The 14,460-nt window shown below is 62.3% G+C and carries 12 protein-coding genes; 3 read left to right on the top strand and 9 right to left on the bottom strand.

The genetic code is table 11. The annotated features are described in order from the left end of the window. Nucleotide 1: 1 nt before the first annotated feature. Complete coding sequence (locus VIN30_RS02165; protein WP_338208905.1) at nucleotides 2-850, bottom strand: SOS response-associated peptidase family protein; 849 nt, start codon at nucleotides 848-850, stop codon at nucleotides 2-4. Between the two features lie 84 nt (nucleotides 851-934). On the opposite strand from VIN30_RS02165, the gene VIN30_RS02160 reads away from it, so the two are divergent. Next, nucleotides 935-1,300, top strand: a complete 366-nt coding sequence (locus VIN30_RS02160) for an arsenate reductase family protein (protein WP_338208903.1) — start codon at nucleotides 935-937, stop codon at nucleotides 1,298-1,300. Nucleotides 1,301-1,340: 40 nt separating this feature from the next. On the opposite strand, the gene VIN30_RS02155 is transcribed toward VIN30_RS02160, so the two are convergent. From VIN30_RS02155 to VIN30_RS02140, 4 genes are all read right to left on the bottom strand, one after another. Further along, nucleotides 1,341-1,583: a hypothetical protein gene (locus VIN30_RS02155; protein ID WP_338208902.1), complete on the bottom strand. Its 243-nt coding sequence runs from the start codon at nucleotides 1,581-1,583 to the stop codon at nucleotides 1,341-1,343. Next, nucleotides 1,573-2,319, bottom strand: coding sequence for a DUF1700 domain-containing protein (locus VIN30_RS02150; protein WP_338208900.1), 747 nt, complete (start codon nucleotides 2,317-2,319; stop codon nucleotides 1,573-1,575). The genes VIN30_RS02155 and VIN30_RS02150 overlap by 11 nt, the downstream gene beginning before the upstream one ends. Continuing rightward, nucleotides 2,316-2,660 carry a PadR family transcriptional regulator gene (locus VIN30_RS02145; RefSeq protein WP_338208899.1) on the bottom strand — a complete coding sequence of 115 codons (345 nt, stop codon included), beginning with the start codon at nucleotides 2,658-2,660 and terminating at the stop codon, nucleotides 2,316-2,318. The genes VIN30_RS02150 and VIN30_RS02145 overlap by 4 nt, the downstream gene beginning before the upstream one ends. Nucleotides 2,661-2,879: 219 nt before the next feature. Then, entirely contained in the window at nucleotides 2,880-4,526 is a 1,647-nt protein-coding gene (locus VIN30_RS02140; protein ID WP_338208897.1) for an FAD-dependent oxidoreductase, read from the bottom strand. 202 nt (nucleotides 4,527-4,728) lie between these two features. Between VIN30_RS02140 and VIN30_RS02135 the strand changes: the two genes are divergently transcribed. Next, on the top strand, nucleotides 4,729-6,156 hold the full coding sequence (locus tag VIN30_RS02135; protein ID WP_326424956.1) for a response regulator transcription factor: 1,428 nt from the start codon (nucleotides 4,729-4,731) through the stop codon (nucleotides 6,154-6,156). Between the two features lie 120 nt (nucleotides 6,157-6,276). On the opposite strand, the gene VIN30_RS02130 is transcribed toward VIN30_RS02135, so the two are convergent. Further along, nucleotides 6,277-6,747, bottom strand: a complete 471-nt coding sequence (locus VIN30_RS02130; protein WP_326424957.1) for a YbaK/EbsC family protein — start codon at nucleotides 6,745-6,747, stop codon at nucleotides 6,277-6,279. A gap of 583 nt (nucleotides 6,748-7,330) precedes the next feature. Between VIN30_RS02130 and VIN30_RS02125 the strand changes: the two genes are divergently transcribed. Continuing rightward, a complete protein-coding gene (locus VIN30_RS02125) occupies nucleotides 7,331-8,371 on the top strand; it encodes a threonine aldolase family protein (RefSeq protein ID WP_338208894.1) in 1,041 nt (346 codons plus the stop codon). 414 nt (nucleotides 8,372-8,785) lie between these two features. Here VIN30_RS02125 and VIN30_RS02120 read toward each other — a convergent pair whose 3' ends face one another. The 3 genes from VIN30_RS02120 to VIN30_RS02110 form a co-directional block, all read right to left on the bottom strand. Then, complete coding sequence (locus VIN30_RS02120; protein ID WP_326424959.1) at nucleotides 8,786-9,817, bottom strand: DUF559 domain-containing protein; 1,032 nt, start codon at nucleotides 9,815-9,817, stop codon at nucleotides 8,786-8,788. Nucleotides 9,818-10,550: 733 nt separating this feature from the next. Next, nucleotides 10,551-12,068 carry an APC family permease gene (locus VIN30_RS02115; protein WP_326424960.1) on the bottom strand — a complete coding sequence of 506 codons (1,518 nt, stop codon included), beginning with the start codon at nucleotides 12,066-12,068 and terminating at the stop codon, nucleotides 10,551-10,553. 74 nt (nucleotides 12,069-12,142) lie between these two features. Further along, nucleotides 12,143-14,446, bottom strand: a complete 2,304-nt coding sequence (locus tag VIN30_RS02110; RefSeq protein ID WP_338208893.1) for an APC family permease — start codon at nucleotides 14,444-14,446, stop codon at nucleotides 12,143-12,145. Between the last annotated feature and the right edge of the window lie 14 nt (nucleotides 14,447-14,460).

The raw sequence follows: 14,460 nt of genomic DNA, 5'->3' as shown, positions 1-14,460 counted from the left end.
GTTAGAACAGCGACAACTGATCGGGTTCGGCGGGGCGCTTGGCGGGGGCCGGTTCTTCCTCGGCCGCCAGCACAACGGGAACGTGGCGAGCACGCAACTCGCGAGCATCGGCGGCGCTCAGCCACGCCAGGGCCTCGGGCGCCGTGAGTGAGAGCGGCATGCGATTGTGCACGGTGCCCACCACCGCATCGGGCTCGGTCGTTACCAACACGAAGCGATCTCCCAAGCGCAGGGCCGCCAACAGCAGAGCCGCACCGCCCGCGTTCGCAAAACGGTACTGAGGTCGCCGGCCACGCGCGCGGGGTGCCGGTCGCGCCGCCGCCTCCCGAGCGCTTTCCACGCCGAGAACGCCCTGCTCGGTGTCGTAATCCTGCCCGGCACTTTCACCCCGCACACCGCCAGGCTCGGGCACTTCCACATTCTGCGTCTCGTAGAAGGCCCGCACCGGCACGATGCAGCGGCCGCGCTCCATGGCCTCAGCCCACATGCCCGAGCCGGCAAGCGCCGATTCGATGCGCGCGTTGAACACCAGGCCGCGCTTCCAGGAAACATCCACGCCCCACAGCAAGTCGATGCGCGCCAAGTTCTCCGCCGCGACCCTGGGCATGTCACCCACGCCACCCGGCAGCGCTCCCGCTGGCGCCCCATCGCCTTCCGCGACAATGACGGAGCACTCCGCACCCGGGTAGCAGTCCAGAGCCTCCAGCGGCACCTCGGCGGGGTGCCCGAACGACACCGGCACGACCGCGGCGGGACTCATTCCCTGCCCCAGCGCGCGGCGCACGGCCCGCAGCCAGTCGAGCACCGCGTCGGCCTCTTCGCCGCTCAACATCTCGAATCGATGGCACATACGCCGTCCTTCCGTTGCCAAATGCCTCGCAACCAGTATAGTGGTCATTCGAAACCCGGCGCCCCGACCCCCAGGAGGCTTTTCATGGCCGATACGATTCTGTTTTTGGAATATCCGAAGTGCTCCACTTGCCAGACGGCGAAGAAGTGGCTGGATGCGCGGGACGTGGCCTACACCGACCGCCATATTGTGGAGGACAATCCCACGGCCAACGAGCTGCGCGCCTGGCACCACCTGAGCGGACTGCCCCTGAAGCGCTTCTTCAACACGAGCGGCATGCTCTACCGCGAGATGGAGCTGTCAAAGAAGCTGCCCGCCATGACCGACGACGAGCAGTACGCCCTTCTTGCCACCAACGGCATGCTGGTGAAGCGCCCTTTGCTGGTCACCGCCAGCACCGTTGTTCCCGGCTTCAAGGAAGCGGCCTGGGAAGAGGCGCTGGGCGATTAGCCCGCACCCAACAATACCTCCCGGATAGGCCGACCGCCCCTTACGAAAGCGTCGGAGAGCTGGGCGGCATTGGGGGCTCGGGGGCATCGGGAAAAGCGAGCGCGTTGGCATCGCCGAAGCTGATGATGTCGAAGTGAGCGACAACGTCGCGCCAGCTGTGGGAGTCCAGACTAGCCACGAGGACGCCGATTCCTGCAAGGACCATTCCGGCCAGTATGCAGCCGAGGGCAATCCAGTGGACGGTTCGCCAGTTCATCCAGGGGTATTTCTCCTTAAGCTTCATGGACGACCTCCTTTGCGCTCGCCGCAGCCTTCAAAGACGCGAGAGCCTCAGGGCCCTGCGCCTCCGCGTCGCGCCTAGCTCTGATCTTGCTCTTCCCCCTCGCGAGCCACACCTTCGCCTTGGCGATGGTTGCGCGCCACAAGCGACCCGCGGCCTTGGTGGCTGCCACCGCGCCATGCAGGCAGAACAGACCCACGCCGAAGCAGACCAGACCGCTTCCCAGCTCGGCCGCCGCATAGGCTGGCTGGCCCATCGCCAGACCGTAGAGGCACACGGCGATCCCCCAGGGCCCTCCCGTTATAAGTCCCACGGCAAGTGCCCACAGCGTAAGGAGGAGTGACGCCGCGACCGCTACGACCGAAAGAGCCAGCGCAGCAGCAACGGTCACAGCTGCTATGGCAACCGCTGCGGCCGCGAGCAGAAGCGTCAGCCACAAGGGTGAGCCCAAAATCACGAGCGTCCAGTACAGGACACGATTCATCGGCTTGGACTTGGGACGCGCGCCACGTGCTTGCGCCGTCGCTACTCCCCCGACTTCCACGGGCAAATCCCCGATAATGGCCCGCGCCGCCGCTTTGGGGTCGTCCAGCTGGGCCGTGGCCTCGCCCTCGCTCATGCCGTCGGCGACGCGGTCGTCGATCATCTCCGCGTAGAAGGCCACCGACTCCTCTATCTCGCTCTCGGGCAGGCACCCGAGCGCCGCCCGCAACTGGTCGAGGTATTCCTGCTTGTTCATAACGTAGCTCCTTCAGCCTTGCGAGGCTTCTCCGCACCCGCCTCGCTCACGAACCGGTAGATGGCCTCCACCTCGGTCCACTCCTCAATGAAAACCGCCACCCGCGCGCGGCCCTCCTTCGTGATGCGGTAGTACTTGCGCAGCCGCCCATTGTGCTCGGCCGAGCGCACGGCAATGCAGCCAGCGCTTTCCAAACGCTTGAGCAGCGGATACAGCGTAGACTCCGTCAGGCCAAGCGAGGGAGGCACGTCTTTGATGATCTGGTAGCCATAGGATTCCCCGCGGTTCAGCACCGCCAGAACACAGGCCTCCAGAAACCCACGCTTCATTTGCGCATCCACAATACCTCCTTTCGCATGATACTATGCGACGTATAGTATAGTGAAGACAGGGCAGCCGTCAAGGAGGTTTCCCAACAAGGGCACACCTCTGCTATCCGCCTCATCGAGGAGACCCGGCGCAGGCGGAAGTCACGGGAACCCCTTTTCTCCCAAACGCAAAGATCCGCCGAACGCTATGCGGCATCCGGCGGATCAAGGGGAGGGAGAGAGGGGAGAGATCTACAGGTTCGCGACCAGACGACCCAGATAACGACCCTGCGTGTAGCAACGGCCGAGCGACAGACCAGCGAGCGTCATGGGATAGTCGATACCCCCATAGAAGCCACCGCTCACATTGCCGGCAGCATAGAGGCCGGGGATGGGCTCGTCGTTCTCGTCAAGTACCTGCAAGTTGCCATCAACTACCAAACCCGATGTGATGGCGGACACGCGCAGCCAGCGGTTCATCGCGTAGAAGGGAGGCGTGTCGATGGGCTTCAGGAACTGGATCGGCTTACCAAAGTCGTCATCGCGGCCGCTCGCGACCATTTCGTTATAACGCTCGACGGTCGCCTTAAAGGTAGCCGGATCGGCACCGATCTTTTCGGCCAGCTCTTCCAGCGTATCCGCGCGGAACGTCCGGATGAATCCCTCGACCACGCCTTGCTTCTCCCCATCCACGTCGGGCATGAAGTTCTCAAGCTCCTCGGGCGTGTACAGCTTCGGGCACGGCCAATCGGCGCATGCGGTCTCGTAGTTCGCGTCGAAAATCTGCGAGTACCAGCCAGCTTCCCCGTCCTTCAGCTTGTCGCCGTCCTTCAGAAAGTTGTTCAGAACGTCCATGGGCGCTGTCTCGCAGCAGAAGCGGTTGCCGTTTACGTCGACAGCCAAAAACGGCAAGTCGCACATAGTGGCAGGACCCGCATCGAAATCGTGGAGCATCTTGGTATGGCCCACCGGCTCAATACGGCCCCCGACCCAGCAGCCCATCTTGTGGCCGTCGCCTGTTTTGTTCATCTGCTTCCGTGCGAAATTCTTGATATCGGGCAAATAGAAGTCGCACATATCATCGTCGTTTTGGTAATCGCCCGTGGCGAGAATAACGCCCTTCTTCGCCGCGAACTGCACATAGCCATCGCTCGTTTTCGCCGCGACGCCCACAACCGCTCCGCTTTCATCGGTAATGAGTTGCTCGGCCGGGGTAGAATAGAACACGTCCACACCGGAAGCCTCAACCACCTTCGCGAGATCGAGCATGGCCTCGGTATTGGTATAGGGCTTCGGCCCGAAGAACGCCGATACGTAGTTCACTTTCGCCCCATCGAAATCGGTGTACTTCATCACCTGGGCATTACCTTGGGAAATAACCTGGCCACCGCCCTCCATCACTTTGTCCATAACCCACTGAACGGCCTCGCCGGAGTTCTGCGCCCACAGCTCGAGGAGGTCACGGCGCGGGCGGTACTGGTTCACCTGCTCGAGCAGCGAGACCACCGCCTCAATGCCCGCCTGATCGCTCGTGGCAAGGTCGATGCCGAGACCCGCACTGCCCTGAGACACAGCCTGATTCTCCTTCTGCAGAAGCGCCACCGTTGCGCCCTCTTCAAAGGCGGTCAGTGCCGCGGGTAAGCCAGCAGCGCCCGCCCCGACAACCACAACGTCGTACTCCTTGGTCTCGGTAAAATCGACGATGGGCTCAGGCGCTACAAGCCAAGGGGTGGCCACCGAGGCGTTCGGTGCCGCATCCGGCGCACTGCCCGTCGCCGCCATCGATCCCTTCGATGCAGGCTGACCGCAGCCGGAGAGCGCACTCGCACCCGCCATCCCCAAAGCCGCCAAGCCGCCCATCTTCATCAGCGAACGACGACTGATGCTTTTTTCTCCCATGATATCCTCCGTTCTTTCCGAGCCGGCAACCCAGACCTTAAGGCCCAGGACGCCCCCGTGCATCCACCCCCATGGGAGTATTTGGTTGTCTATTTTTGTACCTACCCTATATTTCACCAGTTCAAAGGCTGTTAGCGCAAACCAATGTCCATCGAGTTCTTCCGCATCTGAGACTATAATGGGGAATCGAGGAGGGAAGATATTGAAAGCGCAGCTGCCTAAAATACCGCTGGTTTTCCTCGGGCTCGGACTCTATCGGGCATGGATAGAAGTCGCCTACGTGGGAACGTGGGTGCCTTTTCCCACCCTTCCCCTTGCAGGCCAGAATCTCTTTGATGCCGCCATGGTGCTCGCGCTCCTCGCATGCGCGCTTCTGCACCGGGCGATCGACCCCCTTTTCCGGAAGCGGAAGCTCCTGTGGCTTTCCGCCGTCGCTGTTGCGACCGGCTCCCTCGCGAACTTCATCGCCCTTGGAGCGCCTGAGCTTGCCCCCCGCATCGCCGTTCCTTCGGCCGTCATCTGCGGCGTTGGCATTGCGTTCCTCATTCTTGCCTGGTCGGAGCTCTACGCATGCCTCAGCCCCTACCAGGTTGCGGTGTACTACGCCGCATCCATTCTCTTCGGCGCGGCCGTCATCCTTATCTGCCGAGGCTTCATCATGCCGTATCTCAGCATTGTCTCGGCGCTTCTTCCCCTCGCCTCCATGGCCTGCGTGCTATCCGGATTCAAGCAGGTGCCGCCTGATCATCTACCTGTTCGCAAAAAGACCACCGCCCCCTTGCCCTGGATGCCCATAGCCCTCATGTCGCTGTACGCTTTTGCCTATGGACTGCGCGAAAACGAGCTGACCGCCGTCATGGGTCCCATGTCGTCTTTCGGCGTTGTCGCCGCGTCGTCTATCGTCCTCGTCGGCATTACCTGCTTTCGAGATCGATTCGACCTGGATGTCATGCAGCGTGTGGCGCTGCCGGCGATGGTCTGCTCGCTCGTCTTCGTATCAGCGTACAACTACGTTGGCGCCGTTTTCGCCAATCTCTGCGCTTCGTTCAGCTACACGGCATTCTCCATTCTCATCTTCTGCCTTCTTTGCAATATTTCCCGGCGCTTCGGCTTCAGCGCCATCTTGCTGTTTGGACTGGAAAGGGGTATCCGCGCCATCTTCTCCTTGCTCGGCCGCCTTGTCGACAATGCGATAATCGCCTGGTGCGGCCACTCAATTCTCTCCGATTTGGTCATGGCGATTACCATTGCGGCCCTCATCGTAGCTTTCGCGCTTATTCTGTGGCGCGGGCCGAACCAACGCGCCGGTTGGCCAATGCCTTCCATCGGAGAAAACCCCAGCAGGGAAGGCGTGACCGACAACGAGCCGTCTGCAGAAGAAGAACTCGCTCTTACCTGCTCGATCATTCGCAGACGCTACGATCTCACGCCACGCGAGGAAGACGTGCTCCTTCTTCTCGTGCAGGGAAAGAACATTTCCGAAGTAGCCGAAACTCTTGTCATCGCCAAGGGGACCGCCAAGGTGCATGTGCGCCACATCTACGAAAAACTCGGTGTTCATTCCCGCAACGAGCTGAAGGCGATTGCCGATTCAGCGAAGTCGAAACAGAACGTCGGGCACCATAGGTAATAGGCCTCCCCGGCTTCGCCGCAGCGAGAAGCCCCCTATAAGCATCGACGTCGCATCGAAGGAGAGAAGCGCCAAAGCAGCCCGCAGCATGGCCAGTGCGACCGCTGTCGCAGCCGCGTGCTACTCCGGCAGCTTGCAGACGTCCACCCACGAGCTGCCCGGGGTGTAGGCAGCCAGCTCATCGGGAGTGAGGGCGATGGCGCTGTTCGAGCTACCGCAGGCGGGATACACCACCTCAAAGCGGCGCAGCGATTCATCCAGGTACACGTCGCAGCCCTCGTTCACGGCGAAGGGGCACACGCCACCCACGGCATGACCGATGCGCTCCTCGGCATCTTCCGCGGGAAGCATGCGCGGCTTGCAGCTGAACTGAGCCTTGAACTTCGGGTTCGCGATGCGGGCATCGCCGGCGCACACCACGAGCGCCACCCGATCGCCCACGGCAAACGACAGCGTCTTGGCAATGCGCGCCGGCTCGCAACCCACGGCCTGGGCCGCCAGTTCCACCGTAGCGCTGGATGTGGGGAATTCCACAATGTCCTCTTCACGCCCCAACGCCGCAAAATACGCCTTCACCTTATCGATAGCCATGCCAAGCCGCCTTTCGCTTTTCCGATACCTTACCAATCGCCATGCCGCTGCTCTGCGCTTTTCCGGTCGCACATCATACTTTAGCCCAAAGCACGCCCCGCGACCGACTGCTCTCTCCAGGTCGTGCCCGTTTTCACGGGACATTGTAATACCAAAAAGAAGAGCGATCCGACATTCCGAATTTCAGCCCTCCCGTGACAAAATCACCCCTTTCCGTGCACGTTTTCGGACTTATATAGGCTTTCGTTTTTCGCCTTCCGGGGGATACCGTCTCCACCGGTTTCTTCACGCACATCTGACCAGGCATTATTCGGAATAGTCAGCTGATCTCTCCTTGGTTCGCCTTCGTCCGCATCCCTGACTGTCTATATAAGTCCGAAAACGTGCATTAAGAGGGGTAACTTTGTCACGGGACGCCATGGGGTGCCCCAGAGGATCGAGACCGTCGGGAAGTCGCCGGGAAATCACGAGGACTTCCGAGGAGCCGGCGGGAAATTACCAGGAGCCCGATGGGCCAACCTGTTTCACGCGCCGCCTTCGACGTTGTGGAATAATGGGAAGATCGCAAACCCGAGGAGGCCCCATGATTTCCTTTGAGAACGACTATTCCACCGGTGCCCATCCGCGCGTGCTGGAGGCACTGGCCGCCACGAACCTGGAGCCTGCGCCGGGCTACGGGAGCGACCGCTTCTGCGAGAGCGCAACGGCTCGCATCCGCGCAGCCTGCGACGACGAGACCGCCGACGTGTTCTTCCTCACGGGAGGCACGCAGACCAACGCCGTGGTCATCTCGGCGCTGCTGGCCGGCTACGAGGGCGTCATCGCGGCTGATTCGGGGCACATCGCCGCCCACGAGGCCGGCGCCATCGAGGCTACGGGCCACAAGGTGATCACCCTGCCCGAACACGATGGCAAACTGAACGCCACCGATGTGGAGGCCTACCTGGACGCCTTCTACGCCGACGCCAGCTTCACCCACATGGTGTTCCCGGGCATGGTGTTCATAGCCCACCCCTCCGAGCTGGGCACGCTGTACTCCCTCGCCGAGTTGGAGGCGCTGGCCGCCGTGTGCCGCCGCTACGAGATTCCCCTGTACCTGGACGGCGCACGCCTCGCCTACGGTCTGGCCGCCCCCGAAACCGATGTCACCCTGCCCGACATTGCACGCCTGGTGGACGCGTTCTACATCGGCGGCACCAAGTGCGGCGCCCTCTGCGGCGAGGCCGTGGTGTTCCCCCGCGGCGGCATGCCCCGCCACTTCCTCACCCACGTGAAGCAGCACGGGGCGTTGCTGGCGAAGGGGCGCCTGCTCGGCGTGCAGTTCGACGCCCTGTTCACTGACGGCCTCTACGCCGAAGTGGGACAAACGGCCATGAACGCCGCCGCCAAGCTGCGCCGCGTCCTGCGCGACGCCGGCTGCGAGTTCTTCCGAGAAAGCCCCACCAACCAGCAGTTCATCGTCTTGGAAAATGCCCAAGCTGAGGCGCTAGCCGAGCGCATCCGCTTCAGCACGTGGGAAAAGCTGGGGGATGGCCGCACCGTCATTCGTCTCGCGACCAGCTGGTCCACCACCCCCGACGACCTCGCCGCCCTGGAAGAGGCCCTGCGAGCCGCGATGCGATAGCGGCCAGCCGACCCTCTGCCGCCAAGCTGCCGCAGAAACAGCTGGGCCGCGGCACGGCATTCCGCAAGATCGCATCGCGTCGGGGCATACGAATCCCCACTCCGCCAGACCAAAAAAGACGCTTGCGATGCAGGGGCGCCCAACGTGCGCGCAAACCACATCTCAGTTGCCGCCAAACACACGGTTATGATGCAAAAGTAGCACCTTCCGCAAACGCAAAGCTCGCAAAAGCCATTCGCTTTGCATCACAACCGCACTTTGAGCGACATTCGTCGCCCGTAAACGCGCACAACCGCCCCGCATTGCATCACAACCGAACTTTCTACGCCAGCGCAGCACCTCAGGTTCACCCAGCAATACCGCACCCCCTCGCAGCCTCGGCCCTCACCCGAAGAGCCGTCATTACCCCTGTTGCTATCTTTCGAAAGTACGGCGGGACTCAAGAGGCAGTCCCAGTTGGCGCCGTAGCCGCAACCGCCGCTCGTGGACGTTAAACGCATGCTTCCGGCCCTTCTTCCCCAGTTTCTTCCGGGCGGTCTGCGCAATGACATCGCAAGCAAACAGACCGTCAAGCTCGCTCTCGGTAACAAGCGTCACATCAATCCCCATCGTCCGCAGCGCGTTAACGCGCCGCGAGTCCCGAATACGATGCAGCTCTCCCTCATGAAACTCGCGGCTCTGGTACTCCATGTCCAAGCGCGCCGCGGGCCAATACAAATCGCAGCGCAAAGTCCGCGTCTCGGCGATAGCGCGCGCCTCGTCGGAACACTCTACTTGATGGCCCATCTTCGGGATCCCCAAGCCGTATCCTCCCAAAGCCGCTGGCAGGCCGAACAGCAACGCGCATTTTGTCTCCCTCGGAGACTCGGACCCATCGGCAAGATAACGAAGAGCACGGCGGGCCCGTTTCACCCCTTTCATACCAGGATTCTGCTGAACGAACTGCGCCAACTGTCGCGTGGAGGTGAGCGGGGCAACCTGATATCGCACCGTACCTCCTCCACAGCCCCGGCGATAGGTGCCGCAAAGCTCGTACCCCAACTCCAGCAATTCGACAAAAGGCAGCCTGGAGGCCATCTGCACAAACACATAGGGAGCGCTTGCGACATGCACGTTGGGCCCAAGAGAGACCAAGGCCCCTCGGGGCAAACTGCTCGCATCCGTATGGGCTGCAAACAGATTGGTGCGCATGTTTCTCGACGGGGACGAGCTCACAACATGAACAGGCAATGCAAGAGAGAGGTCAGAGAAACGATCTTCCAAGTAAGCACGCGCCGAACACACATCTTCTACCGTAGCAGGGCGAGCCGGACAGCACCGAACACGAGCCGGACGCATCTTGCCTTCGTGAGAAGAAACCGAGGCGACTTTCCATATCTGAAGGGCAGTTTCGTGGCTGAAGCAGACAACGCGCGAGGCTTTACGGGAAACAGACGAACGTCCCATGGCGCACTCCTCCCATACCCGTGATGAGAGGATCTTGCGAATCTGGTATGCGGAAGCCCGGGCACAGCCTCCGAGCACGGTCTGCGAGAAACAGGATTCGCACTGGCTCGTGAGGGCGTAGTGTAACATGCACCGCAAGCCGCTGTCACGATCTATGAGGCAAAGAGCCTCCTTGTAGGCAATCACCTGGGTTCTTCATGCGAATCCACCATGGATATCGCCCTGCGAACTCGCAGGGCGAGGCGCCATCTGGGGCCTCCGCTCAACGCCACCACGCAGAGTTGTCGAGGGCTGCCGGGTCGCTGCGGGGCTGCCGGAGGGCTGCCGGGTCGCTGCGGGATTGTTGGGCTCCTGTGGGGTTGTCGCGGGGTTCCTGCATCGAGTTGCCGCAGGACGCTTTTTGTCGACAACGATGTACCGACCGCGCGCCCGGTAGCATCAGAGCGTTTCTGGTGCCAAATTTGTTCGGTTGTGATGCAGGTTTTGCACCCTGCAGCCCTTCGCAGGCTATTTTCTGTGCCGGAAATGCATCACAACGGTACTTTTGCGACCCCGCGTGCCTGCTACGGATGGAATAAAAAGCGCGCATGCATCACAGCCGAAAAAAGACACGGTTCTCACGCTCAAGCGCAAGGAAGGGGCGGCCTGACGGTCGCCCCTTCGCGTAAAACCAGGTTGTGCTCCTTCGTGCAGAACCGATTTGCGCCTCTTCCCTGTCCGAGGTTGATCTCTTCTATCCGAGGTTGATCTGGCGGTGCATCACTTTGGTGAGCACCAGGTAGTAGGCCACGCCGATGAGGATGAAGGCGACGCCCACGATAAGGGCGACGCTGCCCACCGACAGCATGATGGCGAAGCACACCGCCGCGCCCAGCGCCGGGAAAATGAGGTGCATGAACAGGGCCTTCGCGCCCTTGCGCTCCTTCAGCTGCACCCAGCAGAACACGATGACGGCTACATTCAGCATCGTGTAGGTGGAAAGCGCGCCGAAGTTCGAGATCTTCACCACGGTGTTCATGTCGATACCGCTGAATTGGAAGATAAGCGTCAGCACCACCGACAGGGCGATGATGAAGATGACCGCGTTCAGCGGCGAGTTCGTGCGCTTGTCCATCTTGCCCATGAACTTGGGCAAGCAGCCGCCGTTAGCCATGGTGAACATGACGAAGGCGATGGAGTTCTGCTGCGCGATAGCCGTGAACACGCCCTGGGCCAAAGCCACGCCCACGGCGCATACCACCATGAGCCAGGGACCGGCGGCCATCTTGGCCACCAGGTAGAAGGCGTTATCGGTGTCGCCGGCGAACGCTGCGCCCGACGGGTCGATGCACGTGGCGATGAAGCACTGCAGCACGTACAGCACGCACAGCAGCACGGCCATGACCATCATAGCGCGGGACGGCCCGTGCTTGGGGTCCTTCGCCTCCTGGGTCAGCGTGGCGATGGCGCCGAAGCCCACATAGGACATAACCGCCAGCGACACGGCGGACATGGTACCGCCGAACTCGAACTTGCCGGGGTTGAACACGTTGGTCAGCGAGAAGTTCGCGCTCTCAGGATGCTGCACCACGAACATCACGCCGCACACCACGAACAATGCCAGAATGACCAGCTGGGCCACGAGGGCCACCTTGTTCACCACCATAGCGGTCTTCATGCCGATGAGCGACACGATGGCCACGATGATGAGGAACCCGAAGCACAGCGCCAGAATAGGCACATCGGGCAGCATGCTGTGAATGGCGATAGCGGCGATGAGGTACACCATAGCCGGGCTGACCAGGTACTGCAAGAGCATCAGCCAGCCAGCGATGAAGCCGGGCATCTTGCCGAACACGTGGCTCACGTAGGTGAAGATAGACCCCGAGGACGGGAAATGCTGGATCATGATGCCGAAGGAGAACACCGAGAACAGCACGGCCACGAATCCGATGAGGAACGCAAGCGTGGGCATGCCGCCGGAATCGGCGAACACGCCGCCGTACACGGCCATGGGCGAGATGGGCACCATGGTGATGAGGCCCCATACCACCATATCCTTCACGGTGAGGGTGGCCTTGAAGTCGTCGCCGGCCTTCTGCTTGGTGGCCACGGTGGGCTTGGTCACCTTCGTCCCGTTATTCTCCGGCATAGAGAGGCGGGCGGCCGTGCCCGCGTCCGTTGCCGTGGCCGCACCAGCCGTCGAGGCGGCTGCGACCGCCACGGGCGCCTTCGGCGGCGCGCCCGTCGTTGTCTTTCCATTTGCACTCATTGAGAACACCTCTTCTTAGCCTCTCACGGGCCGTGCCGCCGAAGCCCCGACGGCACGGCCCGATGCGGAAGAACTTACTTCGCGGCCCCAGTACCGGATGCGGAGCCCGCATCCGCGCCGCCGGCCTTCGCGGCGCCGGCCGGACCGCCTGCGGCACCGGTCGTATCGCCCGCGGCCGTGTCACCTGCGGCCCTCGCGGCACCGGCAGCGCCTACGGCACCCGCAGCGCCCCCGGCCGGATGGGCGGCCTCGCGCTTGGCCTGGTCGGCCGCGGCCTTGGCCTCCTTCACCTCGCGGCGGGCCGAGGCCAGATCGCTATCGGCCTCAACCTGCTGCTCCAGCGCTTCGGCCTCCACGGCGTAGGCGTGGGCCTTAGCTTCGGACGCCTTCTCGGCAGCCTCGGCGGCATGCTCGGCCGCTGTGGCGCGCTGGGCGTCAGCCACCGGATCGCGCGGCACACGCTCGGCCGCTACCTCGTCGGCGGGAGCGGCGGGCACCTCGGCGTCCAGTCGTACCGGCTCGGCGCTCTCCTGGAGGCCCTTCTTCAGTCCCACAGTGGCCGCGGTGCCGATACCGGCCTTCTTCGAGATAACCGCCGGCTGGCTCATGGGAATGGCCGCCAGAGCGCCGATAGCCGTGCCGTTGGTCTTCACCGGATGGTTCATGGCCGCAGGGTCGTCGCCGGCCTCAATGGCAGGCGAGGACGGATGATGCTTGCCGGGCACGTACTCGTCGGGCAGCACGATCTGCTCGTTGGGGTCCCACAGCTTCTTCACGGGCATGCCCATGGGGTTCTGACCCTCGCTCATCAGCTCGGACGGCACGTTCGATAGCACGCGCTGGGGCTTCTTCAGGCCCTCGAGCTGCCAGGTGAACGGCGCGAACACGTTGTTCGGGTCAACCCAGTTGTGACGGCGCGAGGCCTGGTACACGCCGAAGCAGATGGCAAAGGTCACCAGGATGATGGTCACGATAACCACCACGTAGGTCACCGGGCTTCCCACTTCCTGGGCCACCTGGGCCGGCGGGATGATGGCCAGCACGATGCCGAACAGGCAGGCGACAAGGCCCACGCCGGCGACAATCCAGGCGCCCACGTTGCCACCGGGCACCTTGAACAGGCGCGGACGGTTCGGCTGGTCGTGGCGCAGCTTCAGGAAGGAGATGAACATGAGCACGTAGTACATCATGTACAGGATGGTGATGGCCTGGGTGATCAGGATGACGAAGCCCTCGATGTTCGGGATGAGGAAGCACAGGAAGGCGACGGCGGTCATGAAGGCCATCTGCAGGTACATAAGGCGGCTCGGCATGCCGTGCTTGTTGGAGTTCTGCAGCACCTTCGGCAGGAAGCCGGAGCGGCCGGCCTGCCCGAGCATGAACGACGGGCCCGCCATGTTGGTAACGAGCGACGCCATGGAGGCGCCGAGGCCGACCCACACGAAGGCCACGTAGATCCACGGGCAGTTGAAGGTGGCGCCGAGGATCTTGTAGGTCTGGTACAGACCGTAGACCAGGTTCATGTCGGACTTCGGCGTGACGATGGCGATGCAGACGGTACCCGCGATGAACATGATCAGCGTCAGGATCATGGCGATGAAGATGGACATCGGGAATTCCTTCTGGGGCTTCTTCAGCTGCTTGATGTGGGCGGCGTTCATATCGATGCCCGCGAAGCTGAAGAACACACCGGCGGCCAGCGCCATGGTGGTCAGGTTGAAGCCGCCCGCGAACGGGTTGAAGGCCTCGGGCGTGGGCGTGACGTTGGACACGTTGCCCTGGGCCAGCCACACCACCGTGAAGATCACGATGAAGGCCAGCGGGATGAACGTGCCGATGATAACGCCGTACTTCGTGATGCGGGCGAAGGCCTTCACGCCCTTGGTGGCCATGAAGGTAAGGCCCCAGTAGTAGGCGAGCCACGCTAAGATGATGAAGAACTGGTTCTCGGGATGGTTCATGAAGTTCACGGCCCAGTCCCAATCGGGCGTGTAAAAGCCGATGGTCGCCGAGGCCGAGGCCACGCCGGAACCGAAGTTAATGGAGGTCTGGAACCACAGGATCAGCAGGCAGGTGAATGCCAATCCGGGGCCTAAGGCCTCGCCGACCCAGCGGAAGATGCCGCCACGCTGGCCCCAGCCGGAGGCCAGCTCCGCGGCCACCAGGCCGGTCGGCAGGAAGAACACGAGGGCGCCGATGATAAAGAGCGTAACGGAGGACAGCCCGTAATAAGCCTGCTGGACGTCATTGGCAACGCTGCCGATGATGGTCACGTTCATCATGACCAATGCCATGAGGCTAATATAGGCTCCACTGCTGGCCTTCGCTGCGCCCTTCGCCGGCGCCTTCGCCGGATGAGAAGCGGTTTGGGAGCTCATGGTTTACCCCTTAA

Source organism: Adlercreutzia wanghongyangiae, from assembly GCF_035989245.1.
GTDB lineage: Bacteria > Actinomycetota > Coriobacteriia > Coriobacteriales > Eggerthellaceae > Adlercreutzia > Adlercreutzia wanghongyangiae.
Note: the sequence above shows the minus strand (reverse complement) of the source record. Positions and strands in the feature narration are given on the sequence as shown.